Source organism: Streptomyces argenteolus (assembly GCF_042902585.1).
Taxonomy (GTDB): domain Bacteria; phylum Actinomycetota; class Actinomycetes; order Streptomycetales; family Streptomycetaceae; genus Streptomyces; species Streptomyces argenteolus.
In genome coordinates this window covers 1370502-1396944 of record NZ_JBIBEG010000001.1, presented here as the reverse complement: position 1 = coordinate 1396944, position 26443 = coordinate 1370502, and the positions used below count along the sequence as shown (strand labels likewise).

General features: G+C 69.7%; 30 protein-coding genes. 13 read left to right on the top strand and 17 right to left on the bottom strand.

The annotated features are described in order from the left end of the window. Positions 1–449: 449 nt before the first annotated feature. The 3 genes from ACFY8O_RS06350 (at position 450) to ACFY8O_RS06340 (ending at position 3904) form a co-directional block, all read left to right on the top strand. Positions 450–1304: a DUF2637 domain-containing protein gene (locus tag ACFY8O_RS06350; RefSeq protein ID WP_387899367.1), complete on the top strand. Its 855-nt coding sequence runs from the start codon at positions 450–452 to the stop codon at positions 1302–1304. Between the two features lie 321 nt (positions 1305–1625). Beyond that, complete coding sequence (locus ACFY8O_RS06345) at positions 1626–2174, top strand: MobC family plasmid mobilization relaxosome protein (RefSeq protein ID WP_387899364.1); 549 nt, start codon at positions 1626–1628, stop codon at positions 2172–2174. Between the two features lie 5 nt (positions 2175–2179). Continuing rightward, positions 2180–3904 (top strand): relaxase/mobilization nuclease domain-containing protein, encoded by a 1725-nt coding sequence (locus ACFY8O_RS06340; RefSeq protein WP_387899361.1) that lies wholly within the window; start codon positions 2180–2182, stop codon positions 3902–3904. Positions 3905–4012: 108 nt separating this feature from the next. Here the strand turns inward: ACFY8O_RS06340 and ACFY8O_RS06335 are convergent, their stop codons facing one another. The 6 genes from ACFY8O_RS06335 to ACFY8O_RS06310 form a co-directional block, all read right to left on the bottom strand. Further along, on the bottom strand, positions 4013–4384 hold the full coding sequence (locus tag ACFY8O_RS06335) for a hypothetical protein (RefSeq protein WP_387899358.1): 372 nt from the start codon (positions 4382–4384) through the stop codon (positions 4013–4015). 16 nt (positions 4385–4400) lie between these two features. Beyond that, positions 4401–4988 carry a class IV adenylate cyclase gene (locus tag ACFY8O_RS06330; RefSeq protein WP_387899355.1) on the bottom strand — a complete coding sequence of 196 codons (588 nt, stop codon included), beginning with the start codon at positions 4986–4988 and terminating at the stop codon, positions 4401–4403. A 16-nt stretch (positions 4989–5004) separates the two neighbouring features. Further along, on the bottom strand, positions 5005–5652 hold the full coding sequence (locus ACFY8O_RS06325) for an SAM-dependent methyltransferase (RefSeq protein ID WP_387899352.1): 648 nt from the start codon (positions 5650–5652) through the stop codon (positions 5005–5007). Then, positions 5570–6211, bottom strand: a complete 642-nt coding sequence (locus ACFY8O_RS06320; RefSeq protein WP_387899349.1) for a hypothetical protein — start codon at positions 6209–6211, stop codon at positions 5570–5572. The genes ACFY8O_RS06325 and ACFY8O_RS06320 overlap by 83 nt, the downstream gene beginning before the upstream one ends. Beyond that, the gene (locus tag ACFY8O_RS06315) at positions 6204–7106 is read right to left on the bottom strand and encodes a radical SAM protein (protein ID WP_387899346.1); all 903 of its coding nucleotides are present in this window, start codon (positions 7104–7106) and stop codon (positions 6204–6206) included. Before ACFY8O_RS06315 ends, ACFY8O_RS06320 begins: the two co-directional genes overlap by 8 nt. 107 nt (positions 7107–7213) lie before the next feature. Next, positions 7214–7906 (bottom strand): HAD family hydrolase, encoded by a 693-nt coding sequence (locus ACFY8O_RS06310; protein WP_387899343.1) that lies wholly within the window; start codon positions 7904–7906, stop codon positions 7214–7216. Positions 7907–8003: 97 nt separating this feature from the next. On the opposite strand from ACFY8O_RS06310, the gene ACFY8O_RS06305 reads away from it, so the two are divergent. Continuing rightward, positions 8004–8777, top strand: coding sequence for an XRE family transcriptional regulator (locus ACFY8O_RS06305; protein ID WP_387899340.1), 774 nt, complete (start codon positions 8004–8006; stop codon positions 8775–8777). Further along, the gene (locus ACFY8O_RS06300; RefSeq protein ID WP_387899337.1) at positions 8764–9231 is read left to right on the top strand and encodes an NUDIX hydrolase; all 468 of its coding nucleotides are present in this window, start codon (positions 8764–8766) and stop codon (positions 9229–9231) included. The genes ACFY8O_RS06305 and ACFY8O_RS06300 overlap by 14 nt, the downstream gene beginning before the upstream one ends. Here ACFY8O_RS06300 and ACFY8O_RS06295 read toward each other — a convergent pair. The 3 genes from ACFY8O_RS06295 to ACFY8O_RS06285 form a co-directional block, all read right to left on the bottom strand. Beyond that, complete coding sequence (locus ACFY8O_RS06295; protein WP_387899334.1) at positions 9219–9782, bottom strand: HD domain-containing protein; 564 nt, start codon at positions 9780–9782, stop codon at positions 9219–9221. The genes ACFY8O_RS06300 and ACFY8O_RS06295 overlap by 13 nt on opposite strands. 67 nt (positions 9783–9849) lie before the next feature. Beyond that, positions 9850–10638 carry a very short patch repair endonuclease gene (locus ACFY8O_RS06290; protein WP_030624935.1) on the bottom strand — a complete coding sequence of 263 codons (789 nt, stop codon included), beginning with the start codon at positions 10636–10638 and terminating at the stop codon, positions 9850–9852. Further along, positions 10635–11951: a DNA cytosine methyltransferase gene (locus ACFY8O_RS06285; protein ID WP_387899330.1), complete on the bottom strand. Its 1317-nt coding sequence runs from the start codon at positions 11949–11951 to the stop codon at positions 10635–10637. The genes ACFY8O_RS06290 and ACFY8O_RS06285 overlap by 4 nt, the downstream gene beginning before the upstream one ends. Before the next feature lie 116 nt (positions 11952–12067). On the opposite strand from ACFY8O_RS06285, the gene ACFY8O_RS06280 reads away from it, so the two are divergent. Then, a complete protein-coding gene (locus ACFY8O_RS06280; protein ID WP_387899327.1) occupies positions 12068–12907 on the top strand; it encodes a GIY-YIG nuclease family protein in 840 nt (279 codons plus the stop codon). Between the two features lie 68 nt (positions 12908–12975). Next, on the top strand, positions 12976–13665 hold the full coding sequence (locus ACFY8O_RS06275) for an Eco29kI family restriction endonuclease (RefSeq protein WP_387899324.1): 690 nt from the start codon (positions 12976–12978) through the stop codon (positions 13663–13665). A gap of 277 nt (positions 13666–13942) precedes the next feature. On the opposite strand, the gene ACFY8O_RS06270 is transcribed toward ACFY8O_RS06275, so the two are convergent. Together ACFY8O_RS06270 and ACFY8O_RS06265 are read right to left on the bottom strand one after the other, a co-directional pair. Continuing rightward, positions 13943–14485, bottom strand: a complete 543-nt coding sequence (locus ACFY8O_RS06270) for an Eco29kI family restriction endonuclease (protein WP_387899321.1) — start codon at positions 14483–14485, stop codon at positions 13943–13945. 62 nt (positions 14486–14547) lie between these two features. Continuing rightward, entirely contained in the window at positions 14548–14892 is a 345-nt protein-coding gene (locus ACFY8O_RS06265; protein ID WP_387899318.1) for a helix-turn-helix domain-containing protein, read from the bottom strand. An 85-nt stretch (positions 14893–14977) separates the two neighbouring features. Between ACFY8O_RS06265 and ACFY8O_RS06260 the strand changes: the two genes are divergently transcribed. Next, a complete protein-coding gene (locus ACFY8O_RS06260) occupies positions 14978–15181 on the top strand; it encodes a hypothetical protein (RefSeq protein WP_387899316.1) in 204 nt (67 codons plus the stop codon). 595 nt (positions 15182–15776) lie between these two features. On the opposite strand, the gene ACFY8O_RS06255 is transcribed toward ACFY8O_RS06260, so the two are convergent. After that, the gene (locus ACFY8O_RS06255; protein ID WP_387899313.1) at positions 15777–17177 is read right to left on the bottom strand and encodes an NAD(P)/FAD-dependent oxidoreductase; all 1401 of its coding nucleotides are present in this window, start codon (positions 17175–17177) and stop codon (positions 15777–15779) included. Positions 17178–17240: 63 nt separating this feature from the next. Here ACFY8O_RS06255 and ACFY8O_RS06250 point away from each other — a divergent pair, with 63 nt between their 5' ends. Further along, positions 17241–18149: an aminoglycoside phosphotransferase family protein gene (locus tag ACFY8O_RS06250; RefSeq protein WP_387899310.1), complete on the top strand. Its 909-nt coding sequence runs from the start codon at positions 17241–17243 to the stop codon at positions 18147–18149. A gap of 37 nt (positions 18150–18186) precedes the next feature. Then, positions 18187–18663: a GNAT family N-acetyltransferase gene (locus tag ACFY8O_RS06245; protein ID WP_145804525.1), complete on the top strand. Its 477-nt coding sequence runs from the start codon at positions 18187–18189 to the stop codon at positions 18661–18663. A 6-nt stretch (positions 18664–18669) separates the two neighbouring features. On the opposite strand, the gene ACFY8O_RS06240 is transcribed toward ACFY8O_RS06245, so the two are convergent. Together ACFY8O_RS06240 and ACFY8O_RS06235 are read right to left on the bottom strand one after the other, a co-directional pair. Further along, complete coding sequence (locus ACFY8O_RS06240) at positions 18670–19659, bottom strand: zinc-binding dehydrogenase (protein ID WP_387899306.1); 990 nt, start codon at positions 19657–19659, stop codon at positions 18670–18672. Positions 19660–19789: 130 nt separating this feature from the next. Continuing rightward, a complete protein-coding gene (locus ACFY8O_RS06235) occupies positions 19790–20971 on the bottom strand; it encodes an NAD(P)-binding protein (RefSeq protein WP_387899303.1) in 1182 nt (393 codons plus the stop codon). Between the two features lie 98 nt (positions 20972–21069). Here ACFY8O_RS06235 and ACFY8O_RS06230 point away from each other — a divergent pair, with 98 nt between their 5' ends. Next, positions 21070–21777: a pentapeptide repeat-containing protein gene (locus ACFY8O_RS06230; RefSeq protein WP_145804881.1), complete on the top strand. Its 708-nt coding sequence runs from the start codon at positions 21070–21072 to the stop codon at positions 21775–21777. Positions 21778–21819: 42 nt separating this feature from the next. Here the strand turns inward: ACFY8O_RS06230 and ACFY8O_RS06225 are convergent, their stop codons facing one another. Then, on the bottom strand, positions 21820–22317 hold the full coding sequence (locus ACFY8O_RS06225) for a hypothetical protein (RefSeq protein WP_145804520.1): 498 nt from the start codon (positions 22315–22317) through the stop codon (positions 21820–21822). A 353-nt stretch (positions 22318–22670) separates the two neighbouring features. Between ACFY8O_RS06225 and ACFY8O_RS06220 the strand changes: the two genes are divergently transcribed. Then, complete coding sequence (locus tag ACFY8O_RS06220; RefSeq protein ID WP_387899299.1) at positions 22671–23273, top strand: dihydrofolate reductase family protein; 603 nt, start codon at positions 22671–22673, stop codon at positions 23271–23273. A gap of 164 nt (positions 23274–23437) precedes the next feature. On the opposite strand, the gene ACFY8O_RS06215 is transcribed toward ACFY8O_RS06220, so the two are convergent. Both ACFY8O_RS06215 and ACFY8O_RS06210 read right to left on the bottom strand, forming a co-directional pair. Continuing rightward, positions 23438–24058, bottom strand: a complete 621-nt coding sequence (locus tag ACFY8O_RS06215; RefSeq protein WP_387899296.1) for a response regulator — start codon at positions 24056–24058, stop codon at positions 23438–23440. After that, positions 24055–25494: a sensor histidine kinase gene (locus ACFY8O_RS06210; RefSeq protein WP_387899293.1), complete on the bottom strand. Its 1440-nt coding sequence runs from the start codon at positions 25492–25494 to the stop codon at positions 24055–24057. The genes ACFY8O_RS06215 and ACFY8O_RS06210 overlap by 4 nt, the downstream gene beginning before the upstream one ends. Before the next feature lie 341 nt (positions 25495–25835). Here ACFY8O_RS06210 and ACFY8O_RS06205 point away from each other — a divergent pair, with 341 nt between their 5' ends. Then, positions 25836–26393, top strand: a complete 558-nt coding sequence (locus ACFY8O_RS06205; protein ID WP_387899290.1) for a GlcG/HbpS family heme-binding protein — start codon at positions 25836–25838, stop codon at positions 26391–26393. Positions 26394–26443 lie beyond the last annotated feature (50 nt).

Sequence of the window (26443 nt, the reverse complement as noted above, 5' to 3'; positions counted from 1 at the left end):
GATCTCGCAGGTCAGAGCACGCACCGGCAAGACGGCAGCCGAGGGCAAGACGGCAACGCAGACGTCCCCGCGCTGGCAGCCCGCCAGGGGATACCGCCCGGATCCGTCTTGCCCCGTCCCAGGCGTCCTTGCCGTATCGCCGCTGGTCGCAGTCCTGCTCCCCGGGACGGCTGCCGCAACGCAGCCGTCCCGGCAGGAGGCAAGCCGACCCAAGGAAGAGACCGAACCCAGGCGGCGCCTCCTTGTTCGGAGTCGGAACAAGACCTGGCCCTGCTCGTCGGCAGAACCCGGATCGGGAGCCGCCACTTCCCTGTCCCGAGTCGGGACAAGACGCACGCGCTGCCTGCCGAGACGGCACGTCCGGAGCGCTGCCGTCCCGCGCTGACCTGCACGTGCAACGGCCGAGACGGCAAAGACGCCCCACACCACTACCCCCAGGAGCTTCCCGCTTGACCGCCCCGCACCTCACCACGCCATCACCACAGCTACGAGAGGACGACCGCACCGAAAGGCAGCCGAAGGAGCGTGCTGACGCCGAACAGCTCGTGCTCGGCGCGGCCGGCATCGTCATCGTCGCCCTGACAGCCGGAGCGTTCTGGCTCTCCTACGCGCACCTCGCCGACGTCGCCGGCCAGCACGGGCTCGGAGCATCCCCCATCCGCCGCTGGGCCTGGCCCGCCACCCTGGACGCGTTCATCATCGCGGGCGAACTGCTCATGCTGCGCGCAGCACTGCGCCGCGTCACCGACCCCTGGGCGATCGCCGTGACCGCCGCCGGATCGGTCAGCTCCATCGCGTTGAACGTCGCCGGGGTCAGCGGCACCGGGAACGTGGGCACCGTACCGTTCCTCGACTACGTGGTCGCAGCCGTTCCTCCGGCCGCCGCGATGGTCGCCTTCGGCGTCCTGATGCGACAGATCCACCAGCTCGTCGCACTGTCAGACGAAGATTCGGACACCGGTTCCGTACAGGCGCAGGAGCGACCAGTCGGCGGCTTCAGCCAAAGCCACCGGCCGGACGCAGCTCCCGATGGTGCGCAAGCCCCGAGTGACGAGCGGACGGAACCCGCACCCCAGGTGCCGGAGAGCAAGCCGAGCGGTGGCCGACCGCCGAAGGCGACCATCGCGGAGCTGACGGATATCGGCCGGGCCACCGGTCATCAGCACGGCAAACTCACGCGCGGCCTGCTCCGAGCGGCTGTGAAGGACCGAGACCTGACGATCGGCAGTGAGCGGCAGACCGAGGTGATGGAGAGGCTTCGGCCGGAACTCGAAGCTGCCGGTATCGAGGTATCCAGGCGCTGACGCCGGCCTGCTCGGGTGACCGGAACCCATCCGGTCACCCGAGCACGGCCAACCGGCCCGCAGATTTTCACACCTGTGGACAACGCGATGGCCCCGCCGCGCAGACATCCCCGCCCCGCTCGCCCAGCCGTACCTGGAGCAGCTCCCTTGACGCACAACCAGCATCTGCCCGACGACACCCACGCTGAGCCTTCCGCGTCAGCGCAGTCCCCCACGTTGCTCGCACGTCTGCGGCGGGCGTTCGGACGGACGGCTCCTGGCGGAGCCAGTAGTACCCCGAGTCCGACTCAAGGCCGGTCTTCGGGGGTTTCCGCCCCGGGGGTGGCGGAGACGGCCCAGCGACAGGGGGCGCCGGACCAAGTGGCCGGGGCCGAGGAAGGCCCCGACCCGGACAGGCTTCACGCCGCCCAGCAAATGATCCTCCGCCCGACGCCTGCTGACCCCGTCGTCGGCGAACCCTCTGTGCAGCGAGTCCAGCCAACGATCCGCCGGTTCACCGGCGACGCGCGCCTTGAGCGCGTCGGCCCCTTGCGCTTCACCGACGACGAGCGCTCCAGCCTGCGCGAGGCCGTAGCTGAGCACGGCTACAAGGGCGAATCGGGCTTCGCCGCCGACATCGTGCTCGCCTTCGTCGACGGCCGCTTCACCGCGAACCTCCCCCTGTCCGAGGACCGCCGCCGCACCCACATGTTCCGTGCCCAGGTTCTGCGCGCCCTCAACCGCATCGGAGCCAACGTCAATCAGATCGCCCGCGCGCTCAACAGCGACCTCACCCCGCCTGACATTCGCCAGCGCCTCGACGAACTCCACCACCTGCTCAGCCTGATCGCCGAGGCCCTGCGCGGACCCTCCGACCCGAGGGAGGGCTGATCCGCGTGATCGCCGCCATCAAACCGGCTGGGTCCAACACCCGCGGTCTGCTCGCCTACCTCTACGGTCCCGGCCGGCACGACGAACACCTCGACCCGCACCTCGTCACCGGCTTCGCCATGCTCGGCATGCCCGACCCCGGCCGAGACGAGAACGCCACCCTGACCGAACTCAGCCGCCACCTCGACGAGCCCGTACGCCTGCGCAACAGCGAGTTCGGCAAGCCTGTCACCGACCATGTCTGGCACTGCCCCGTCCGCGCAGCACCCGAAGACCGCCACCTCTCCGACACCGAGTGGGGCGAGATCGCCCAACGCATCGTCCAGGCAGCCGGCATCGCCCCCGAAGGTGACGATCTTGCCTGCCGGTGGATCGCCGTACGCCACGCCGACGACCACATCCACATCCTCGCTACCACCGTCCGCGAAGACGGCCGACGCCCCAAACTCCACGACAGCGGCATCCGCGTCGGCGACGCCTGCCGGGAGATCGAGAAGGACTACGGGCTGCGCCGCCTGAAGAAGGGCGACCGCACCGGCACCCGGCGCCCCACCCAAGCCGAGATGCACAAAGCCGATCGCCTCGGCTGGGAGCAGACCAGCCGCGAATGGCTCCAGGACCGCATCCGCGCCGCCATCCCCCACGCCACCACCACCGAGGAACTCCTCGCCTACCTCGAAGCCGGAGACATCCTGGTCAAGCCCCGCTGCGGCCCCTCCGGAGACCTCCTCGGCTACGCCGTAGGCCGCCCCGGCGACCTGAACAAGGACGGCGAGCAGATCTACCACCCCGGCGGGAAGATCGCCCCCGACCTGTCCCTGCCCAAGCTGAGGGCCCGCCTGGAGACCGGCGCCCCCGAGGAACACCCCACCGCCCGCCGCGACCGACCCATCACTCCCTGGGATCAGGCCACCGAAGCCCTCGACACCCTCCACACAGAGTCCACCTCCACGAGCGCCGACGAGGATGCACGGATGCAAGCGAACATCGGCGCTCTGGGCGAACTGCTCGAAGCCACCGCCCAGGCGGCGCCCGCCGACCATCGTGCTCAACTGCGCTCAGCCAGTGCGGCATTCGCCCGTGCCCAGTGGTCACAAGTCCGAGCCGAAGATCGTGCCGCCCATGCCCTGCGGACCGCCGCCCGCGACATCGCACACGCCGCCACCGGCCCCGAGGGCAGCGCCCTTGCAGCCCTGACCGCCGCACTCCTCTGGGCCGCCATCCTTGCTGCACGCTGGCACGAGGCCAAGGGGCACGCTCACCAGGCCGACGCCGCCCGCCAAGCCGTTCAGCACCTGCAGTCAGCCGCCGCCGACGCGCTCAGTCCGACGCTCACCGAGTTGGCAGCACGGCCCTTCAAGGAGGAGACCCGTCGCATCCTGGCCAACGACGTACGTGCAGCTGTCCCCGAACACGCCGAGCGGATCCTTTCCGACCCCGGCTGGCCCGCGCTCGCCACGGTCCTCGCCGACGCCGAAGCCGGCGGCCACAAACCCCACCAGCTCCTCAAAGAAGCCGCCGTCCGCCGCGAGCTCAGCACCGCCCACAGGCCCGCTCGTGTCCTGATCACCCGCATCCAGCACACCAGCCGCAACCCCGTACCCAACCGCCGCGCCGAAGCAGCCCGCCTGCGAAGCGCCACCGCCTCAGCCTTCAGCGCGCCGCCCCATGGCACCCAGCCGCGCGCGGCAACCGCCCCCACGAGTCAGCCGAGCCGACCTCGCCGCTGACCGCGGCTGGGCCGGTCACCACGCCTGGTGACCGGCCCAGCCGCCGGAGAGCGCCATTGTTCCGAGAGCACTTGTGGGGGCGGCACCGGCTCGATGCCTCCGACGGCCTTATCCACGACTGAACAGGCCGCCCCGCGCGCGATGTCTTCCGACACGGCGTTCGCCAGGTTGCTCGGGCGCGGGGACCGTGCTCGCCGGGGCCTGACGAGCCGGTTCATCGTGAAGGAGAAGGGATTGCCAGACCTGCTCCTGCAAAACGCGGATGCACGGGCCGCACGCGAACATGGCTGCCTGCGCGCCGGCCACACTCACCGGGCCGATCCACAGCACACGGGTCCAGCGCTGGCCGCAGTAGAGCCAGCAGAATCCGTCCGTCCACGTATTGCCGTCGTCAGTGTCTGCCGCAGCGGGGAGACCGCCGCGCGCGAACTCGGCGATGCCGGGTATGACCCGAGGCGTCACGGCCAGTTCTATCAACACAGCTCGGTCCTCAAGATCACTCGCTCGGGACAGCTGCCCCGGCCGGAGCCTGCTTGTCGGCGTCGGCGAAGAGGAGAGTGGGCTCGGCCAGGATGTCCCGGCCGGACTCGCTCTTGTAGATCTCATCGACGCTGCCGAAACGGGCCTCGGAGTAGTCGAGGTCGAGCAGGGCGGCTGCCTGGCGGACCGATGCCTCGTCGGGGCCCTCGATCTCGACGAAGGTGGGGAGGTCCGGCCAGGTGTCGAAGTCGAAGGCGACCTCTCCGAGGCGCCATTCCTCGCGGTAGTTCTCCTGGTAACGGACCTCGCGCATGCCGAGGCTGCGCAGGATCTCGGCCATGGCGTGCAGGTCGGTGACCTCGGTCTCGATCTCGGTGGTGCCGTTGATCGTGGTGGCGTCGGTGACCTGCTTGAGCGTGAGCGTCGATCGAGTGCCCTCATCCCGCAGCCGCACCCAGGCGCCTCCTTCGAGTGCGTCGTTCTCGAAGATCTTGCGGGTCAGGAGGGTACGCGGGAACGCTTGAGTGGCGCCCAGGGTGGTCAGCTTGGCCTGGAGGCCGGTAACGTCGATGGCGAGGAACTTGGCCTCGTACTCGTGCTTCACGGGTTCTTCCTTCGTACTAGGAGGGAGTGCGGGCCGCGAGGAGCAGGCCCATTCGGTGGGTGTGGTCCTGGAGCTGGCCGATGTGGGCTCGCTCGGTGAACTCGTTCGTGCGCAGGGTCAGCAGGACATCCCAGTCGCCGATGAAGTGACGCCTGAGCTTCTCGGGGGACGTGTAGTGCTCGATCAGGTGCTGGCGCTGGGTGATGGGCATCATGAACTCCGCGCCGTACAGGCCGTTCCGGCCGACAGAGGACTGCATGCGGGTGACGAAATCAGCGAGCGGGCGATGATGGTTGGCACTGTAATGCCAGGAGCAGCTGGTCCAGATGGCATCGCAGGGCGGGCCCGAAGGCTCCCATTGGAGGAAGTCCTCCTCCACGATCTGCACGCGGTCGTGGAGTGATTCGAGCTTGAGGCGGTCGAGGAGGCCCATCGCGTGGGCCCGGTTGTCACCCGGGAGGATGACCTCGCCTCCATGCAGAGCGAGCGGGTCGTGCTCTACCGCGATCACCTGGTAGCCGGCGGAAGCCAGGGGCAGGACGAATTTTCCGTCGCTCGCCCCCACGACCATGACCGTGGCGTCAGGAGCGGCACGCTCCTTCAGCGCGGCGAGGAACTGGGGGAAGAACGTGAGGGTGTGCTCCCACAGGCTCTGCGTTTGCACGGTGGGGGGCTCCTTGCGTGTCGATGGACAGGATCGTCTGGAGGACCTCGTCGGGGTCCAGATGTGTGGTGTCCACGTGGTGCATCGGGAACTGGGTGTAGGCGTCGGTGACGCGGTCTGCCACCTCTTCTGCCAGGACGTCCCAGCGGGAGACCGGTTTGATGCGCTCGGCGAGCCTGCGCCCCCGCTCGCCCTTGCCGCACGTCAGTTGGTACGTCACGGGCTGGGGCAAGCTGGGCGGGAGCCTGACGCCGAGGGCGGACCCGAGTGCCTGGTGGTTAGCCAGACAGCGCGTGAAGTAGCTCTCCACGACCACCGGGGTGCCCTCGGCAAGGAGACGCCGGATCTCATCGGTCACGGTGAACAGTGCGGACAAGTAGAAGCACATCCGGGCCTCGGTGTTTCCACGCCGGTCCACCTCTCGGCGCAGAGGCTGGTAGAAGAGAGGCACGGTCGGGACCAGGACGGCGTGGCGTGCCGCTGCCAGCATCGGGGCGATGGTCGACTTTCCAGTGCCGCGGAGCCCTTCGAGGCTCTCGAACAGCGGACCGTCAGACACGGGCGTACACCACATCCGGTACCGCGAGTGTGAGCTCGTCGGTGGGGGAGGGCCGGTGGTCAATGTGGTCGGCCAGCTTGTCGTACCAGAACGCGTGCGAGTCCTTGCCGACCGCCTTGCAGGACATGGTGAGCGCGCCGCGCGGGTCGGCCTCGATCCGCTCGATTTCGACGGGGCCCCCGTCGGGAAGGCAGGAGTCCGGGGCGCCGACCTCGGACAGGTCCTCGTCGACGATCACCTCGATCTCCAGGTCGGCCGCATCCAGCCGGCCGCGAAGGCGGGCGTAGGCCGCAGGGTCGGTGATCAGGAGCTCGGGGTGATCGGCAGCGTTGCCGACCGGCCGGAGGCAGTGCAGTTTCAGCTGCTCCACGCCGTAGCCCTGGAGTACGCGAGCGAGCGGCAGTACCTCTTCAATGTTGCGTGAGGTGACCGTCATGGTGGCTCCGGTGCGGACACCGAGTCGCTGGGCGATTTCGAGGGCGCTCAGCGCGCTGCGGTAGCTTCCGAACTTGCGGATGTGGTCGTTGGTCGAGCCGATGCCCTCCAGCGATACCCGGAGCAGGTCCAGGTCGGGGGCGATCTCGGTCAGCCGGCGCTCGATCCGGTAGCCGTTGGTGCAGATCTCGACCCGCAGGCACAGGTCCCGCTTGGCGTACTGGACGACCTGGGTGAGGTCCCGGTAGACGAACGGTTCGCCGCCCAGCAGGGTGACAGCGTCGGTGCCGTACTGGTCGCGCATGAGGGTGAGGAGGTTGATCGCCTCGTCCGCGGTGAAGGCGTCGGCGTGCTGGAGCCGCTTGCCGTGGAAGCAGTGCAGGCATTCGAAGTTGCAGCGGTACAGCAGCTGCAAGTACAGCATCCGGATTCTGCGGATCCCGGTGACTTCGCTGATCACGAGGGTCTCCTTCGGGCGATTGCCTGGTGGGAGACCCGATACTGGCGGGACAGGTACGGACCCCGTCACCGCGGATCGGGACGCTCCAAGGACGTCCTGGGACGTTTTCAGGACGCCGCAAATGTCTCCAGGATTCCGAGCACATGAGCGGTGTCCGTCAGGTCGGGCAGAACCCTATGCGCACCGGCAGCGGCCAGTTCCTCGGCGCTGTGGACGCCGGAGGCGACCGCGATGATGTCGGAACCCGTGGAGATTGCGGCCGCGACGTCCCTGGGTGTATCGCCCACGAGCACGACGGGCACGTCGCCTGGTGCGCCTCGCAGCTGTTGGGCACGATCACGGGCGACAGCAACCAGGTCCGGCCGCTGGAGGGCGTCAGCACCATAGGCGCCAACTTGCAGATCAAGCAGGGGATCGAGACCGAAGGCCGATACCTTCACTCGGGCGTTGGCCGCGATATTGCCGGTGAGTACCGAGGACACCCAGGCACTGCGTACGGAGGCTTCCTTCAAAATCTCACGCACGCCAGGCAACGCTGTTCCGCGTCGGCTGAGCTCGGACAGACGCGCGGCACCTGCGGCCGTGAGGGCCTCCTCGACAGCAGCCCAGTCCGGCTCAGCCACACCGTTTCGGTGGAACATCTCGCGCATGATCAGGCGATCCGTGCGACCTTCCGTCCGCGCCGGCCCCATGGGCTCTTTCCCCGACAGCCCTGTGAAGGCAGCGGCGTAGATCTCCTTGCTGACCCCGGCATTCTCGATCAGCGTGTGGTCGATGTCCCACAGGACGATGAGCTCCATACGCCCAGCGTAAGCACCCTGGTCGTGCCGTCGACGCCCCGCAGAACGTCCCGGAACGTCCTTGCCGCTCCCGGCCCCTTCAGCTTGTATGGCGCCTGTGAACGAGCGACTGCACTCCGTACTCGCCCAGCGCGGCATCCCACCCGAATCCCTAGCCGAAGTCTGCGAGGTAGACCCCAAGACGGTGAGCCGATGGCTCGGCGGACGTGTGCCCCACGCTCGCCACCGCTTCCGCGTCGCACGGCACTTGCGGGTGGAGGAACTGTTCCTGTGGCCGACACCGGTACGTGGTGCCCAACAGCAGTCCGCCGGGTCAGAGCCGGAACTGGTCACGACCTACCAGAACCGAGCGAGCGTCCCACGGGACACGTGGCTGTCGCTGCTCAAAGGTGCGCAGGAGCAGATCGGCGTCCTCGTCTTCTCCGGCACCTTCTTCGCCCAGTCCAACCCTCACGTCGCAAAGATGCTCGCCGAGCGCGCATCGGACGGGGTTCGAGTGCGGCTCTGCTTCGGCGACTCGAACGGCCAGGCAGTAGCCATTCGAGGCCGAGAGGAGGGCATCGGCGACACCCTCGCCGCCAAGATCCGCGCCTCCCTCACCTACTACCGGCCTTTACTCTCCAATGCAGGCTGCGAGGTAAGACTGCACGACACCACGCTCTACACCTCCATGTTCCGCTACGACAACAACCTCCTGGCCAACCCACACGTCTGGGGCCAACCGGCCAGCGCCAACCCCATCCTGCATCTCCGCAGAGCTGACACCACGGGCTGGTTCGACAACTACGCTCAGAGTTTCGAAGCTGTCTGGGCCACCGCACGGCCCTGGACACCAGACCAGGAGGGGCCCTCGTCACATGGGCAGGACTGAGTACTACAACGACCCCAAGGCCCCCAAGGCGAATACGCTCATCCCCGCCAACAACCTCCTCGTCGTCGACGAAAACGGCGCCATACTGCTCCAGCGCCGCAGGGACACCGGCCAGTGGGCCCTGCCGGGCGGCGCGCAGGACATCGGCGAGACGGCTGCCCAGTGCGCCGTGCGCGAATGCCTGGAGGAGACCGGGATCATCGCCGAGGTCACGGGATTCTTGGGGGTCTACACGAACCCGAACCACATCGTGGCCTACACGGACGGTGAGATCCGCCAGCAGTACGAGAACACCTACATCGGCCGTCCCGTGGGCGGCGAGCCCACGATCAACGACGAAGCCGACGGCGTCCGCTACGTCCAGCCGAACGACCTGGACGACTACGACATCCACCCCAGCATGCGCCAGCAGATCGGCGACTACCTCGACGGCACGTACCCCTACCTAGGCTGAGCCGCAACAGCGGCTTCCACTCGCTCCACGGAGGCGCAGATCTCCGGTGCCGCCCGGCGAATGAACCGCCCGACCACACTGTCGTCCCCGTAGCGGCTGAGGATCTCCGCGACCCGGTCCTGCGCGGTGGTCCGGCCCCCGTCGGGCGTCGTGGTCATGTCGCAGTACACGAGGGCGTCCACAAGCAGCGGCTGCTCCAGCAAGGGAAACTCCGTCGTAAGCTCCTCGCGCAACCCGCGCTCCTCTGCCTCAAGGAGCGCAAACGAGTGGTTGGCCACCAGCCGCACCAGCCGCTCGTCGGCCCCGTGCTTGTCGCGGAGGAACCGAGCACCGTCCAGCGGGTGGAACCCTGTGAGAGCCAGCCGAGGCGCGTACCCGACATCGTGCAGCGTGGCGGCGGCGACGAGTAGGGCGGCGTCATTGCCTATAGCGGACGCAACCTCGGCCGCACGACTAGCCACACCTCGCGTATGCGCCCACCGGCGGGGAAGGGGACTCCGGAGCTCTGCCTCCGCCACCAGTGTCGCCCACTCAACGATCGAATCGTTCATGCCATGCCTCATGCCTCAATGGTGGAGTCAAGCACGTAGCCGCGAACGCACTTCCCGGATGCTGCCTTTAACCGGTCGAGTCCCTTGATGCCTGTCGCACTATGCCCTCGATCCGAGCGCAGGCATCCACAGGATCTTCGTGCTCCCAGACGCGGACGACGGTCCACCCCGCTTCACCAAGCAGGCGGTCGGTCTCGGCATCGCGAGCGCGATTGCCCTCGATCTTGCTACGCCAGAACTCGGCGTTCTTGTGTGACTCCCGAAGATGCTCGGGGCATCCGTGCCAGTAGCAGCCGTCAACGAAGACCGCAACCTTTGGCTTGGAGAACAACACGTCGGCGGTTCGTCGCAGTTCGGGAAGCGGCCGTGCCGCCACGCGGTAGCGGAGGCCCTGCTTGTGCAGCAAGGAGCGGAGTCGCAGCTCTGGCCGGGTGTCCTTGTTCCTGTTGCCCCGCATCACCGCACGCACGGATGGCGAGGAAGCCCAGGAGCCCTCAGCCGGCGGTTCCTCGGTGAGAAGGCCCTTTTCCCAGGCCATCCTCCAACCCTCGGCGAGGTTCGCGGCCCGGGTCTCGTGCTCGACCTGTCCGAGGTAGCGGGCCGGGGACTTGCCGCCGTCGGACCAGCGCAGGTACGCGCGAATGCGTCGTGTGTCGGGAAGAACCTTCAGCTCCACAGAGGCCCGGGCGAAGCGCCCCTCGCCGAGGTCCACAGATCGTCTGTGACGACCGCCGGCCGCCCGGTCCTGCTCAGCGGCGATGGCGGAGCGTGCCCTGCCGGGCCGCCCCTTCCACGCCCGGTCCGGCGGCGGGTCGTGCTTCCAGCCGCTCTGCGCTCTGCTGGTGGGCGCCGTCACTTCTGGCGCTCCTCCGCCTCGTCCAGGACGGCGGCGACCGCCTTGGCGAAGACCTCGCCAAGGGCAACGGGTACGGCGTTGCCGAGCTGGCGCATCTTCTCCCCCCGCGGGCCCTTGAGCTCCCACGTGTCGGGGAAGGTCATGACGCGAGCGGTTTCGCGAACCGTCATGTACCGGTACTTGTACCGGACGCCGCCCTGAGCGGCCTTGTCGGTTACCAGCTCGTCCAGGAGCATGACCGACTCGCCGCCGGGCACGCCGTGCACGCCGGCCTTGACGGTCTTCGCCGGGCGGTCGAGTTCGTTGGGGGTGTGCCCGTCGTAGATGCGGGCACCGGGCCAACCGACGTGTTCCGTGAACCCGCCGAGGAAGTGCTCGGTGCGGTCCAGCCACTCGTCCGGTACCTCTGGCAGTGGCTTGTTGTCACCGATACCGACGATCGCGTCACGCAGGGTGTGCCAGGGGAGCAGGCCGTCGTCCATGGGCATGGTCTTCGGGAGGCGGGCCATGACCCACTCGCGCACGTGGTCGGGCACATTCGCGTGCCGCTCCCAGTAGCTCCCGTCCTCCATGGATCGGAAGAGGGCAGTCTCGGAGTGCGTCGGCCTCACGAGGTCCTTGAAGAGCTCAAGGTCGGCGTTCAGGTCGCGACGAAACGCGACGATGATCACGCGATTGCGAATCTGCGGGACCCCGTAGTCGGCTGCGTTCACCGGCATCATGACGGTGTCGTACCGCTTCCCGGGATCGTCCAGCTCCTTCTCGCGGCGCTCCAGCAGGTACTCGTAGTGCTGCTCCCAGTCGGTGCCGTCGACTCGCTCCTCGAAAGGCAGCTCCAGCTCGCGCTGGATGTAGTCGAAGTAGCGACGGAATGAGGGCCTGAGTAGACCGCGGACGTTCTCGCAGATCACGGCCTTCGGCTGGATCTGCCGGACGGCCTTGAACATCTGGGGGAACATGTTCCGCTTGTCCTCGTCGCCCTTGGCGACGCCGCCGAGGCTGAACGGCTGGCAGGGAGGGCCGCCAGCGAGGACGTCCACTTCGCCGGCCAGGTAGTCCATGTCGAGTTCTTGGACATCGCCCGCGACGAGGGGCACCTTCTCGTCGGATTCGGGAGCCCGCGTCGGCTTCTGGCCGTCCGGCAGCCGCTGGGCCCCGTTGGCCTCCAGGGTCTCGCACGCCCGCTTGGCGAACTCATTGAAGAGCAGGGGGCGGAATCCGGCACGGTGGACGGCCATGGCCAGACCGCCGGCGCCAGCGAAGAGCTCGACACCCGTGCGATCCTTCTTTGATCCTTCTTGCAGTTCAGCCATTTCAAAAGCATACCGCGGAGTTGTAGATCTTCAAGCCACTTCGAGCTGAAGGTTCGTCAGTGTGTGCAGGTCGCCGATAGGCTGCCCGCGATCATGCCGACAAGGGAGTGGGACCGATGACGCCGGTGGTGGGCTCCGACGACGGGACGCAGTACCACAAGGACTTCACGTTGAGCATCACCAAGGCGCTCGGTGACCAGCTGGCCGCCGCCCTCGATGGACTCGACAGGGCTCCACTCACGGAGCCGAACATCGCGCGGCTCAAGGAGAAGCCCGGGGTCTACCAGCTCTACTTGAACGGCGAGTTCGTCTACGTCGGCAAGGCCGACAAGTCCCTGCCGGCCCGTCTCCGCAACCACCTCGGCAAGATTTCGGGGCGCCGCAACATCTCCCCGGACGAGATGGCCTTCTCGTGCCTGTACGTAGCCGAGGACTTCTCCGCCCTCGCCCCGGAACAGCTGCTCATCACCCACCACAAGGGCATGGGCGACATCCCCTGGAACAACAACGGCTTCGGTAACAAGGATCCTGGCCGCCAGCGGGACAGCACCGTCCTGAAGCAGAACCACTTCGACGTCGTGTTCCCCATCGATCTTGACCGGCCGATCAAGGGGTTGTTGCCCGGCGAGACGACGCTGCAGGAACTCCTGGAGACGATCAAGGCTGGCCTCCCGTACAACTTCAGGTACGGAAAGTCGGCGGACTTCAAGGCTCGAAGCGTTCACGTGCCATCGGCCGCAATGACCGCCGACGAGGTCTTCCAGCTGGTCTCGGCGGAGATACCGGCTAAATGGCAGGTCGCCGCTCTCATGGGCTACGTGATCATGTACGACGACAGCCCCAGTGACTACAAGAGCGCGTGGCGGTACTACCGCGCTGGCCAACGCGTCAACGCCGTGCCCGAGGCCGAGCCGGCAGGGGACATCGAAGTCGATCCGCCAACAACAGGGGGCTGACCCAGCCCGCGCGGGCCAGCATCCCATCCAGTAGCCAACGATTCCGAACAAGAAACGGAGAAGCCGCCGTGTCAGCCCAACTTCCCTTCGATGGCGTCGTGGACGAGCCGCCAAAGGCTGGCGCCGACAGCATCTACGACCCGCTTCGACGGGAAAACCTCGGGCGCAGTGTGCTCTGGGCGCTAACGTCCGGCGAGCCTATTCGGATGGACAGGGTCCGGTCGTTCAACGGCTGCGGGATCTACGCGATCTACTACGCGGGGGACCACGAGCTGTACGCGCCGATCTCCGGATCGTTCGAGGTGCCCATTTATGTGGGCAAGTCTGATCCTGAGGGCGGCCGCAAGGGCGTTGAGGTCGCCGAAGCGTGGGCAGGAACGCCGCTTTGGAAGCGACTCTCGACCCATCGGCGGAAGCTCAAAGCGGCCGCTGATTTCGAACTGGAAGACTTCTACGTCCGCTACCTCCCCGCCGACGACCTCTTCACGCCGATGGCCGAGCGCTTGATGATCCAAGACCTCCAGCCTGTCTGGAACGTGATACTTGAGGGCTTCGGCGTGAACCCCCAGGGAGGGCCCCGCCAGGCCGAACAGATGCGACCAAAGTGGCATGAGGTCCACACCGGTGTGGCGTGGGCCGACGGGATGCGCTCCCAGCCATCGGGGCCCATGCCACTCCGAGAAGCGGTCCGCGAGCACCTGAAGCTGCATGCAACGCCTCCGACGAGCGCGGCCGGGCGGCCCCCCGGAGCGATCTGATCACGCTCTAAGTCGACCCGTGGGCGGTGGCACACTGGCGGAATGATCAGGGAACCAGCCGAGGCCACCATCTCCGAAGCAGGCGCCATCGAGATTCCCTTGGGGGTACTCGCGGAGGCGGGGCTGTCTCCAGGAGCCGCTGTCGTTGTGTATAGCGCCGGGGATGGGCGGGATCGTTGTTCGCAGGCGAGACGACGCGATCCGTGATCTGTTGGAGAAGGGCATGCTGTAGTCCGGGCGCCCCCAGCCCCTGGTCCGTCGGTCGACGCCATGCGCTTTAGTCACTTGCCATGCGAGCGAAGTGCTGCCGCACCGCCCGTTGCAGATCGGCGCGGCTCAACTCGGCGTCCCTCTGGCGCTCGGACTGCGGCCTTCCCGGATGCAGCTCATCCCAGAATGTCCGAGGGGTCGTTGGCGCCCGAACGCTCCCCTGCATGTGGACCCCGAAGCCTTCGACGACGACGTTCCAGACCGGTCGGTGATCACCGATCATGAGCCGCTCAGGGCCAATCGTCCAGATTTCGTCTACTGGGAGATACCGCACCAGGAAGTCCTGGGCATCAAGGTCGTGTACGTCCTTGAGCGATCTCAGATGAGTGCGCAGCCGACGATTCATGGAACCCCGGACGACCATCCCGCTACGAGACTTCCCACTCGACAGGGACTTGCCGACATAGATCGGAACCGCGCAAGCCGATGAGGACACCGGGCGATAGAGCGAGTGCGACCCCACGTAGTACAGGGCGTACAGACCTTCGACCGGCGCCGCAGGGAACGAGGCAAGCGGGACGGGTGGAGCACTTTCCAGCGCCCACTGCACTGACCGTTCCAGGTTCTCGCGTCGTAGCGGGTCGAACCGGCCTGAAGTGTCGGCGGCATCGTCTACCTCAGAGCTGGGTTCTCGGGCGAACTGCCGGCTCCGGTCCTCTGCTCGCGGCCGGGGGGCGGAGTCCGCCGATCCTCCTTGGCTTGCCTGAGCAGTTCAAGCAACGGGGTCGAGTCCGCGCCGAGAGCCTGGCAGATCCTAACGACCGTGTCCGCAGATGGGATTTTCCGGCCCTTACGGGCGTTCAGTGCGTTGCTGATCACTGTCCGCCCCAGAGAACCGCACCTAGCGACGAGCTGATTGACGTTCCAGCCGCTCATCACACGCAAGTCAGTCAGGCGCTGGCCCAGTTCAGCCAGCGGGTCGTTCGTCACGCACCCTCCCCCGATCCCCTTGTTCATCTCTGTGCACCATTGTGCATGGTGAACAAAAAGTGTCGATCACGGGTGGAAGGTAGGTCCGGACAACGACGAAGGAGGGCTGCAGGTGTCATACGAGTACATCGTCATCTGGGTGTTGAGCGGGGTGGTAGCCGTGGAAACGGCCGTGATCTGCGGAGGGATCACGGGCGTACTGCACCACCTCGGCGGCAACCCTCTTCCGGCTGTCCTGCTGAAGGCTGGCACGGCGTTCGGAGCCTTTCTCACGTTGAGCGCCGCGATGGCAGGGCTCGTGATCAGCAAGGGTTGATGATCCCGGCAAGGCCAGACAGGGCCCTTCCGGATCTCGCTGGACGGGCCCTGCCTCACCGCATGCGTGCAACCGCTTCACCCTGAAGCGGCGGTGGGGCCGGCCACCCGCTATGACGAAGCCACCACCACCTCGCCGCCATCTTCAACGGTCAGCGCGATGATCGGAAGGAAGCGCCCGGAGCCCCTGGGCTCCAGCCGAGGGGTGAGGTTTGAGGCCCCCGGCTCGGGGGCGAGTCACGCAGGGCCAGGAGTGAGGGCCCGTACGGATGGTCGTCTTTCGAAGGCCAGCGACCTGCGGTTTTTCGGTCGTCGAACGTCTCGCTTGCGTGAGCGCTGCGTGAGCGGACTGGGTAGCACTAGGGTGGACCCAGCGTCATAGTGATCAAGGCCAGGTGTCCCTGACCTGGGGAAACGGGATTCTATGGCATCGTCCGGCACCAGCCCGGAGGATCTCGTGGGCCCTTGTAATGCGTAGGTCGTCGGTTCGAATCCGACAGGGGGCTCGAAAAAGCCCCAGGTCACTCCGTCGTGACCTGGGGCTTTCTGTTGTTCGTGCTCCGGCAGGCGGAGGTGCCCGTGAAAGCCCGCCGGCGTCAGTGCCGCCCCGCGATGCGGTCCGCCGCCTTCGCCAGGGGGTCCGTGGTGGGGCGGGACGAGGTGGCCTCGCGGCGGTCGGCTGTGCGGTAGGCGGCGTAGAGGGTGTGGACCCCGAGCCAGCGGAAGGGTTCGGGTTCCCAGCGGCGGACCTTGTGGTCGACCCAGGGCAGGGTGGTCAGTTCGGTGGGGCCCGCCTGGCCGGAGTCCTGCTGGATCAGGTCGCGCAGGGTGCGGGCCGCGAGGTTGGCGGTGGCGACGCCCGAGCCGACGTAACCGCCGGCCCAGCCGAGGCCCGTGCTGCGGTCCAGGGTGACGGTGGCGCACCAGTCGCGGGGGACGCCGAGCACACCGGACCAGGCGTGGTCGATGCGGGTGCGCGCGGTCGTGGGGAAGAAGTGGACGAGCAGGTCGCGGAGCGCCTCGACGGTGGCGGGCTGGGTGCGGCCGTCGTTGTCGGTGGCCGAGCCGTAGCGGTAGGGGATGCCTCTGCCGCCGATGGCGATGCGGTTGTCGGCGGTGCGCTGGGCGTACATGTAGGCGTGGGCGGTGTCGCCGAGGGTTTCGCGGCCGTCCCAGCCGATGGTGTCCCAGAGGGCTTCGGAGAGGGGCTCGGTGACGATCATGGAGGAGTTCATGGGGAGCCAGGTGCGGCGGTGGCCCTTGAGGCCCGCGGTGAAGCCCTCGGTGCAGCGCAGGACGTAGGGGGCGCGGACCGTGCCGTACGGGGTGACGGCGTGCTTGGGCTTGATCTCGGTGACGGGTGTCGATTCGTGGAGGGTGACGCCGAGGGCCTCCACGGCGTCGGCGAGGCCCTTGACCAGCTTGGCGGGGTGCAGGCGCGCGCCGTGCGGGGTCCAGCTGGAGCCGACGGCGCCGGAGACGCGGATGTGCTCTGCGGTCTCGCGGGCGCCGCGCAGGACGCGGTCGGTCTCGCCGAAGGCGATCTCGACGGAGTGGAGGTCCTTCAGGCGGGCCAGCTGGGCCGGGGTGCGGGCGACTTCGAGTACGCCCCCGTGGTGGATGTCCGCGTCGATGTCCTCCTCGCCTGCGACGCGGATCACCTCGCCGACGGTGGCGTTCATGGCCTGCTGGAGGCGGACGGCGGCGTCGTGGCCGTGCAGCCGGGCGTAGCGGTCGCGTCCCGCGATGCCGTTGTAGAGCCAGCCGCCGTTGCGGCCGGAGGCGCCGTAGCCGCAGAACTTGGCTTCCAGGACGGTGATGTTGAGGAAGGGGACGGCCTTCTTGAGGTAGTAGGCGGTCCAGAGCCCGGTGTAGCCGCCGCCGACGATGCAGACGTCGGCGGTGCTGTCGCCGGGGAGGGGCTCGCGTGGGGGTGGGGTGCCCTCGCTCGCGTACCAGAACGATATGCCGCCGTTGACGGTACTGACGGTGCTCATGTGTCCCCTGCTTGTCCGTGTCCAGCCGTGTCGCTGGAGGGACGGTACCTCTACGCTCGGGTCGTGATCGAGGTTCCGGACGAGCTGGTCGTGAGCCTGTGCGCCCATGGTGGGGCGGAGGGCCGGGTGTTCGCCGACGCGCTGCCGGGGATGGCTGCCGCGTACCTGGACGAATGGGGTCTGCGGCGGGACGGGCCGGCGATGCACGGGGTCTGTGCGCTGGTGCTCCCGGTGGTGCGCGGGGACGGCAGTGGGGCCGCGCTGAAGTTGCAGCGGGTGGACGAGGAGACGGTGGGGGAGCCGGAGGCGCTGCGGGTGTGGGGCGCTGCGGGCGCGGGGGCGGTGGGACTGCTGGAGCAGGACGCGGCGGCCGGGGCGATGCTGCTGGAACGGCTGGACGAGCGGCGGCCGTTGGCCGGGGTGGCCGATGCGCGGGCCGCGGTGCGGGTGCTCGCGGAGACGTCGGCCCGGCTGGTGCGTGTGGCGGCGCCTCCCGGGATGCGGCGGCTCGGGGACATGGCGGCGCGGATGCTGGGGGCGGCGCCCGGGGCGGCTGCGAGCCTGGCCGACGGGGGCGAGCGGCGCCTGTTGCTGGACTGTGCGGCGGCGGTGCGGGAGGTTGCCGGGGAGCCGGGGGACCGGTTGCTGCACTGGGACCTGCATGACGGCAACATCCTGGCCGGGCGCGCGGAGGAGGGCCGGGCGGGGGAGTGGGTCGCGCTGGATCCGAAGCCGTTGGCGGGGGATCCGGGCTTCGAGCTGTTCCCGGCGCTGACGAACCGTTTCGACGCCGGTGAGGTGCTGTGGAGGTTCGATCTGCTGACTGCGGTGCTGGGGCTGGAGCGGGAGCGGGCGCGGGCGTGGACGCTGGGGAGGGTGTTGCAGAACGGGCTCTGGGTGGTGGGGGGCGGGGCGCGGCGGTTGCCGGCGGGTGACGTGGAGATCGCCCGGCGGCTGCTGGGACGGAACTGAGGGGCGTGCGGCGGTCGTGTCTGTCTAGGCTGCGCCCATGATTCGTACAGCCACTGTTGAAGACGTCCCCGCCATCCACGCCATGGTCCGTGAACTCGCCGAGTACGAGAAGGCCCTCGACGAGGCGAAGGCCACCGAGGAGCAGCTCCGGGAGGCGCTGTTCGGGGAGCGGCCCGCCGCGTACGCGCACATGGCGGTGTCGGACGAGGACGGCGAGGTGGTCGGGTTCGCGCTGTGGTTCCTCAACTTCTCGACGTGGCGCGGGGTCCACGGTGTGTATCTGGAGGACCTGTACGTGCGTCCGGAGCGGCGTGGTGGCGGTCATGGGAAGGCGCTGCTGACGGAGCTGGCACGGATCTGCGTGGAGCGGGGGTACGGGCGCCTGGAGTGGTCGGTGCTGGACTGGAACGCCCCGTCCATCGCGTTCTACGAGTCGCTGGGTGCGCGTCCGCAGGAGGAGTGGACGGTGTACCGGCTGACGGACGGGGCGCTGGCGGAGCTCGGGACGGTCTGAGCTTTTCTACGGTACGAGGACGACCTTGCCCACCGTGCCGCGTGTCTCGAGGGCGCGGTGGGCGGCGGCTGCCTCGGCGAGGGGGAAGCGGGTGACGGCCGGGCGGAGGCGTCCTGCGGCGGCCTCGGCCAGGGCGCGGGTCTCCAGGGCCCGTATGCCGCCGCCTTTCTCAATCATCGCGGGGCCCAGGACGTTGCGTGACGTGATGCCGCGTGCGGTGAGTTCCTCCTCGCTGAGGGAGAGGGCCTGTCCGCCCGAGTTGCCGTGGACGAGGTGCAGGCCGCCTTCGCCGAGCAGGTCGACGGCGGCGCGTGCGGTGTTCCCGCCGACCGAGTCGTGGACGACGGTGGCGCGGCGGCCGAGGGCGTCGAGGTGGGCGCGGACGTGGCGGGGCCAGTCGGGGAGGGTGTAGTCGACGGCGAGGTCGGCGCCGTTCGCCGTGACGCGGGCGGTCTTGGCGGGTCCGCCCGCGAGGCCGATGACGGTGGCTCCGGCGTTCTTGGCGTACTGGACGAGGAGCGTGCCGATGCCGCCGGCCGCGGCGGTGACGACGGCGACGGAGTGGGGGCCGAGGTCGGTGTACTGGAGGATGCCCAGGGTGGTGCGGCCGGTGCCGATCATGGCCACGGCTTCGGCGGGGGAGAGGCCTTCGGGGATCGGGTGGAGTTTCGCGGCGTCCACGACGGTCAGTTCGGCGTAGCCGCCGGGGGCCATGCCGATGTGGGCGACGACGGGGCGGCCGAGCCAGGAGGGGTCGGTGCCGTCGCCGAGGGCTTCGACGGTGCCGGCGATCTCGCGGCCGGGGATCGTGGGGAGTTCGCCGGTGGTGGACCGGTAGGGGCCGGGTCTGCCTTCGCGCAGGTGGGTGTCGAGGAGGTGCACGCCGGCAGCGGCCACGGCGATGCGGACCTGGCCGGGGGCGGGGACGGGGTCGTCGGTCTGTTCGTGGAGGAGATTCTCGGCGGGGCCGAAGGCGTGGAGGCGGATGGCGTACATGGCGGGGCTCCCGGGGCTGGTTTCGGCTGGGGCGACCAGCCTTCGACCTCACGTGCGGTTGAGGTCAAGGGGTTCCCGCGATGCTTCCCCGGGTCTCCCGCGCCCCGGCCGTGCCGTTCTGCCGAGGCGTTCAGGCGGTGGGGGTGGCGGTCGGTGCTGTCGTGCCGAGGAGTTTCATGGCCAGGACCGCCGCTTCGATGCCGCTGTTGAACGAGACCTCGCTGAGGAGCCCCGGTGCGGCGACCTGGTCCCCGGCGAGCAGGATTCCGTCGCCACGGTCGACGGCCGGGCGGTCGCGCCAGGTCGTGCCGGGCTTGTCGACGGCGCCCGTGCGGCCGGAGGCGAGGGCTTCGCGGCGCCAGGTGGTGCGTTCGCGCCAGCCGGGGAAGCCGAGGTCGAGCATGCCCTCGGCCCGGCGTACGGCGTCGGCGCGCGGTGTGTCGGGGGCGAGGGGGATCTGGGCCTGGACGAGCTGTTCGCCGGGCGGGGCGAGCGTCGGGTCCTGGGCGGTGAAGCGTTCGATCCAGCCGGGGGCGTCGAGGTCGGAGATGACGAACGGGTCTCCGCGCCGGGTCCGCAGGGCCAGGTCGAGCAGGGCCGTCCGGCCGCTGTCCCAGGTGAGGGTGGGGTCCTCCAGCAGTGTGCGGGCGGAGTCGAGCTGGGTGGCGACGACGACGGGCCCGCCGCGCCGGAGCCCGGCCAGTTCGCGGGGGCCGACGCGTGTCCCGGTCCTGATGCGTACGCCCAGGTCCCAGGCGCGGGCGGCCATCCGCTCGATGAGCTGCGCCCAGCCGCCGACCGGGTAGCGGGCCTCGGGCGGGAGGGCCGTGGCCCGGCGGAGCCGTTCCTGTACGAACGCGGCGGAGAGCGATCCGGGGTCGTGGTGGAAGAGCGCCACCCCCATGTAGTGGGCCGCCGCGCGGGCTCCCGCCTCGCCGACCTGACCGCCGGCCCAGCTGAGGAAGTCGGCGTCCACGGGTGCGGGGCCGCGGCGGGCCAGGCGCAGCATGCCCAGGGGAGGGGTTCTGCGCAGGGTGCCGCCGCGGTGGAAGAGGAAGCGTGTGCCTTCGAGGGGCGGTACGGAGGCGAGCGGGCCCAGGAGTCCTCGCTGCTGGAGCCAGGTCCGGTGCGGGCCGCGCCGGTAGAGGGCGTGCGGGCCTTCGTTCGTGAGGTAGCGGCCGTCCGAGGTTCTGGCCCGTCCGCCGAGGGTGTGGTGCGCCTCGTGAAGGGTGACCGGGACACGGGATTCCGCGGCGGTGATGGCGGCGGTGAGCCCGGCGAGGCCGCCGCCGACGACGTGGATGCGTTGCATGGCTGGTCTCCTCGCGGTGGGCGTTTCTTCACGGGGGACGGTCCGGGGGCCGGTTCTGTGACATCGGGCCGGAGGCGATGTCAGTGCTGTGCGTCACGATGGGGGGCATGGCACGCACAGGCAACAGGAGCGGCAGGGGCGCGGGCGCGAAGGACGGGGTGGCGGCGGCACGGCGGCCGGAGGTCCGGCTTCCGCCGCTCACGGTGTTCGGCGGGACGGAGCTGGAGCCGGACGGGGACTACGACGGCCTGCGGTTCGAGGGCACGGATCTCGCCGACGCGTCGGGGCGCGGCGCGCGTTTCATGGACTGCGAGCTGAGCGGCTGCGTCCTGGACCGCACGGAGCTGGGGCGGGCCAGGATCATCGACTCGGTGCTGACGGGCGTGCGGGGGGTGGGCACGGACCTCGCGGAGGCCTCGCTGCGAGATGTGGAGGTCGTGGACGCCCGGCTGGGTGGCGTGCAGCTGCACGGTGCGGTGCTGGAGCGGGTGCTCGTGCGGGGCGGGAAGATCGATTACCTCAATCTGCGCAAGGCGCGGCTCAAGGACGTGGTGTTCGAGGGCTGTGTGCTCTCGGAGCCGGACTTCGGGGAGGCGCAGCTGGTCCGGGTGGAGTTCCGGGACTGTGTGCTGAAGCGGGCCGACTTCAGCTCCGCGCGGATGGAGTCGGTGGATCTGCGGACGGTCGCCGAGCTCGACATCGCCCGTGGTGTGGAGCGGCTGGCGGGCGCGGTGATCAGTCCGCTCCAGCTGATGGAGCTGGCTCCGGCGTTCGCGGCGCAGATCGGGGTGCGGGTGGAGGCCTGAGGCGGGGGCGCCGTCGTCCGCGGGGAGGTGGGGCGGCCGGGCTCAGATGCGGGGGAAGCGGGCCTGGAGGTCCCAGACGACGGGGTTGTCCGCGAGCCCTTCGTGCATGTCGGCGAGGTCGGCGACGAGGTCGTGCAGGAAGTCGCGGGCCTCGCGGCGCAGCACGGAGTGGCTGAAGGTGAGCGGGGGCTCGTCGCCGGGCATCCAGTCGGCCTCGACGTCCACCCAGCCGAAGCGGCGCTCGAAGAACATGCGGTCGGACGATTCGGTGAAGTCCAGCTCCGCGAACTGCCGGCGGTGCGAGCGGTTGCCCCGGGGGTCGCGGTCGATCTGCTCGACGATGTCGCAGAGTGCCCAGGCGAAGTCGAGCACGGGGACCCATCCCCAGGCTGTGGACACTTCGCGGTCGGCCTTGGTGTCGGCGAGGTAGACGTCCCCGGAGAACAGGTCGTGCCGCAGGGCGCGGACGTCCGCGCGGCGGTAGTCGGTCTGCGGGGGGTCCGGGAAGCGCCGGGAGAGGGAGTAGCCGATGTCGAGCACGGTTCGATGGTGTCATGCCAGGGGCAGGCGTTGCGCCGGGCGGGCCCAGGGTGGCGGTCGGCGGCTGCCGGGGGCGGGGTGCGGCGGCGGGCGGGGAGAAGCCCTGCGGGACGGGCCGTCACCGTGGGGCGGGACCTCCTGCGGCGCCGATCCGTGGGCGCAGGGCTACGGCAGCGTGCGCGGCGCGCCGACCGGGCGCGCACCTGCCGCGCGGCCGGTCCCTGAGCGTGGCACTCGGCCCGGCCGGGCGTGACGGCCGGCCGGGCCGTTTTCTCGTCGCTGCGCAGCGCGTCCGATGAGTTTGCCGCTCCCGGCCGGTCCAAGCTCGTGAAAGCCTAGAAAAGGAGACCGCCATGTCGGAGCTTCTCGTCGACTTCATCACCTCCCTCGACGGCTGTGCATCGGGTGAAGGATGGCCCGGGTTCTGGGGCCTCGAGGGCCCGGAGTACCTCGCATGGCTCGGTGAGCAGCCCGAGGCCACGCACCTGATGGGAGCGAACACCTACCGCCTGATGTCGGGCTTCGCCGCGGGCGAGGTCCCGAGTGGCCTCGACGAGTTCAGGCCCGAGGAAGAGGCGTCCGTCGACGAGCTCACGCGATCACCCAAGGTGGTGTTCTCCTCCTCGCTGGAGGAGCCCCTGGCGTGGGCCAACTCCACGCTCGTCCGCGACGACGCCGTCGAGGCGGTCCGTGCCATGAAGTCGAGTGGCTCGGGGCTCCTCACCACGATCGGCAGCCTCAGCCTGTGCCGGTCGCTTCTCCGCGCCGGACTCGTCGACCGCTTCCGGGTCGTGATGTTCCCGGTGATCACGGGGGCGACGGGCGAGGAACGCATCTACGACGGCTATCCGGACGTCGCCCTCGAGATGATCGAGCATCGCACCTTCGACGGCCGCATCCAGCTGGTCGAGTACAAGCCCCGGGTGCTGGAGCACCCGCCGCTCGTCCCCGCGTGACGTCGCGCTGTCCGCCGGTCCGGACGGCCGCCGGGCGGCCCGGTGAGTTCCGGGCCCTGGTGGGGCGGCTGGCCCGGTGGGGTCCGGGCCCTGGTGGGTCGTCCGAGCTGTCGCGGGTGCCCCCCGGTCGGTGGGGCCGGCTGAAGGGCTCAGGCACCCGTGCCCTACGGCAGCAGTCGTTGTTCCTTGGCGACGGCGACCGCTCCCGCCCGGGTGTCCACGCCGAGCTTGTCGTAGATCCTGCCCAGGTGGGTCTTGACGGTGGCCTCGCTGATGAAGAGGGCGCGCGCGATGTCGCGGTTGCCGAGCCCCTGGGAGAGCTGGCCAAGGATGTCGCGCTCGCGGTCGGTCAGGGTGGGGCGGGGGCTGCGCATCCGGGCCATGACGCGGCTGGCCACCGGTGCGGAGAGTGTGGTGCGGCCCTGCGCCGCCGCGCGGATCGCGGCGAACAGTTCCTCGGGGCGCTCGGCCTTGAGCAGGTAACCGGTGGCCCCGGCCTCGATGGCTCGGGTGATGTCGGCGTCGGTGTCGTACGTGGTGAGGACGAGCACGTGGACGGTTCCGGCCGCGGCGATGCGGCGGGTGGCTTCGACGCCGTCGATCCCCGGGCCGAGCTGGAGGTCCATCAGGACGACGTCGGGGGCGAGTCTGGAGGCGAGGGCGACGGCCTCCTCGCCGCTGCCCGCCTCGCCCACGACCTCGATGTCCGGCTCGCCGCCGAGGAGGGCGAGCAGCCCGGCCCGTACGACGGCGTGGTCGTCGCAGAGCAGGATCCGTACGGTCATGCGTGTTCCTCCGTGGCGGCGGGGGCGGGTGAGTGGGGGAGGGGCACGGCGGCGGACAGCACGGTGCCCTCGCCGGGCGCCGACTCGATGGTCAGGGTCCCGCCGAGCTGCTGGACGCGGGCCCGCATCGCCGGGAGCCCGTGACCGCGTACGCCGGCGGAGGGGTGGGCCGCCTGCTGCGCGGGGCTGAAGCCGCGTCCGTTGTCGGCGATGTCGAGGACGACCCGGTCGTCCAGGTGGGTCAGGGTGAGCGCGGCGATGGTGGCCTCCGCGTGCTCGGCGATGTTCGCGAGGGCTCCCTGCGCGATCCGGAGCAGCGCCGACTGCACGCGGTCGGGGAGGGCCGCGGCCGGGACGCCCTCGACGTGGCAGCGCACGGTGAGGTGCGCGTCCGCCTGCGCGGTCTCGCGGGCGGCGAGCGCCCGGAGCGCCGCCTCCAGACCGCCGCCCTCCGCCAGGTCGGCCGGGGCGAGGTCGTGCACGAAGCGGCGGGCCTCGGCGAGGTTGTGCTCGGCGATGCCGGTCGCGGTCAGGACGTGGCGCCGGGCGGTGGCGGGGTCGGTGTCCCAGGAGCGGTCGGCGGCCTGGAGCAGCATCTGCTGGCTGGAGAGGCCCTGGGCCAGGGTGTCGTGGATCTCCATGGAGAGCCGTTGCCGTTCGGCGAGGGTGCCTTCCCTGCGTTCGGTGGCGGCCAGTTCCCGCCGGGTGCGCAGCAGGTCGTCGATGAGCTCGCGTTGGCGTGCGGCCAGTTCGCGCTGGCGTACGGCCTGGCGCTGCATGTGGACGAAGACGGCGCTGGCGACGGCGGCCACGGCGGGCGGGGCCAGCACGAGATTCGGGTCGAAGCCCGTGGCGAGCCGCAGCTGGGCCGCGACGACGAAGACGGTGAGCAGGGCGACGAGCGCAAGGGCGGCGCGCGGCGGCAGGATGCGCAGCCCGGTGTAGAAGAGCGGGACGGCACACCAGGCGAAGCTCGGGGCGAGGACGACCAGGACCATCCATACGGCGACGAGGACGCCGAGCCAGGTCAGCCGGCGGGGTGTGGGCCGGGAGCCGAACACCGGGCCGAGGAGATGGAGCACGGCGAGCACGGCCGAGAGCGCGATGATCCACGGGGTGCGGGTCTCGCCCGGGTGGCGCATCAGGAAACGGGCGAGAGAGGCGCTCAGGAGCAGGAAGAACGCGGCGTGCATGAGGAGGGCCAGCCACCGGGCGTCGGGGTCGCCTGCCGTCGCCCGTGCCCCCGAGGAGACCGGGCCCTCCGTGTCCTGGTCGCGGTCAGGAGTCCGGAAGGGCGCGGCAGGTCCGGCCGCTTCCGCCGGTCCTGCTGCCGCTGTGGCCGCCGTCCGGTCCGCGTCGGGACCGGTTCCGTTCCGCCGCACCTCGTGACCCCGCGTTCCCTCGACCGTGCTGTTCCGTGCCGTGCTGTGCCGCATGCCGCCGTGACCTGTTCCGCCCGGCCGCCCGGCCGTCCTGTCACCTCGCCCCGCAGACCCGCCACCCTGTCCGCGCCGGGCCGTGCGCCTCGCGACGCCCCGCCTCGGTGCCCCGCGTCGGCCGCTGACCTGCGCGGACATCCCATCGTCACCCTTCGCGCCCACCTCCGCATCAGCCGATCGGCTGACAGGGCGGTCGGCCGACCTGGAGGCGGCGTCGAGCCGGTACGCCGACCGTACGGGCCCGGTTCCGGCCGGAGGATCGACAGCGGAAGCAGAACGGTTCGAGGCCACGGCCGATGTCGGTCGGGTCCGGGCCCGAAGTCACTCGAGGAGTCCCCATGAAGAAGATGTCGCTGCGCACCCGTGTCCTGACCGGTGCCGTCGCCGCCGCTGCCCTGGGTGCCGGGACCTTCGGCGCGATGTCGGCGAGCGCGTCCACGCCCGCCGCCGCCCCTGCCGCCGCCGTGAAGGCCGACACCGCCGACCGTAACCTCCAGCAGTCCACGCACCTGACCCTCGCCGCCGCCACCAAGGCCGCGCAGGCCGCACTGGACGCCGCGAAGAAGGAGAACCAGCGCGTCTCGGTGGCCGTCGTGGACCGCAACGGCAACACCCTCGTCACCCTGCGCGGCGACGGCGCGGGCCCGCAGTCCCCCGAGTCCGCCGTGAAGAAGGCGTACACCGCCGTCTCCTGGAACGCGCCCACCTCCGAGCTGGTCAAGCGCCTGGAGCAGGCCCCGAACCTGAAGGACATCCCCGGCACCCTCTTCCTGGCCGGCGGCGCCCCCGTGCAGGTCAAGGGCGCTCCGGTGGCCGGCATCGGGGTGGCGGGCGCGCCGAGCGGCGACCTCGACGAGAAGTTCGCGTCCGCGGGCGTCGCGGCCCTCGGCAAGTAGCGTCCGCGGGCGTCGCGGACCCTCGGCACGCGGCGCCCACGCGTCACGAC

What these genes read in the sequence shown, in the direction of transcription:
- ACFY8O_RS06310 (WP_387899343.1), bottom strand. Translation starts at nt 7,906, where the DNA reads ATGGAGCTCATCGTCCTGTGGGACATCGACCACACGCTGATCGAGAAT.
- ACFY8O_RS06300 (WP_387899337.1), top strand. Translation starts at nt 8,764, where the DNA reads ATGGGCAGGACTGAGTACTACAACGACCCCAAGGCCCCCAAGGCGAAT.
- ACFY8O_RS06295 (WP_387899334.1), bottom strand. Translation starts at nt 9,782, where the DNA reads ATGAACGATTCGATCGTTGAGTGGGCGACACTGGTGGCGGAGGCAGAG.
- ACFY8O_RS06285 (WP_387899330.1), bottom strand. Translation starts at nt 11,951, where the DNA reads ATGGCTGAACTGCAAGAAGGATCAAAGAAGGATCGCACGGGTGTCGAG.
- ACFY8O_RS06280 (WP_387899327.1), top strand. Translation starts at nt 12,068, where the DNA reads ATGACGCCGGTGGTGGGCTCCGACGACGGGACGCAGTACCACAAGGAC.
- ACFY8O_RS06265 (WP_387899318.1), bottom strand. Translation starts at nt 14,892, where the DNA reads ATGAACAAGGGGATCGGGGGAGGGTGCGTGACGAACGACCCGCTGGCT.
- ACFY8O_RS06255 (WP_387899313.1), bottom strand. Translation starts at nt 17,177, where the DNA reads ATGAGCACCGTCAGTACCGTCAACGGCGGCATATCGTTCTGGTACGCG.
- ACFY8O_RS06245 (WP_145804525.1), top strand. Translation starts at nt 18,187, where the DNA reads ATGATTCGTACAGCCACTGTTGAAGACGTCCCCGCCATCCACGCCATG.
- ACFY8O_RS06240 (WP_387899306.1), bottom strand. Translation starts at nt 19,659, where the DNA reads ATGTACGCCATCCGCCTCCACGCCTTCGGCCCCGCCGAGAATCTCCTC.
- ACFY8O_RS06235 (WP_387899303.1), bottom strand. Translation starts at nt 20,971, where the DNA reads ATGCAACGCATCCACGTCGTCGGCGGCGGCCTCGCCGGGCTCACCGCC.
- ACFY8O_RS06230 (WP_145804881.1), top strand. Translation starts at nt 21,070, where the DNA reads ATGGGGGGCATGGCACGCACAGGCAACAGGAGCGGCAGGGGCGCGGGC.
- ACFY8O_RS06220 (WP_387899299.1), top strand. Translation starts at nt 22,671, where the DNA reads ATGTCGGAGCTTCTCGTCGACTTCATCACCTCCCTCGACGGCTGTGCA.
- ACFY8O_RS06215 (WP_387899296.1), bottom strand. Translation starts at nt 24,058, where the DNA reads ATGACCGTACGGATCCTGCTCTGCGACGACCACGCCGTCGTACGGGCC.
- ACFY8O_RS06210 (WP_387899293.1), bottom strand. Translation starts at nt 25,494, where the DNA reads ATGCGGCACAGCACGGCACGGAACAGCACGGTCGAGGGAACGCGGGGT.
- ACFY8O_RS06205 (WP_387899290.1), top strand. Translation starts at nt 25,836, where the DNA reads ATGAAGAAGATGTCGCTGCGCACCCGTGTCCTGACCGGTGCCGTCGCC.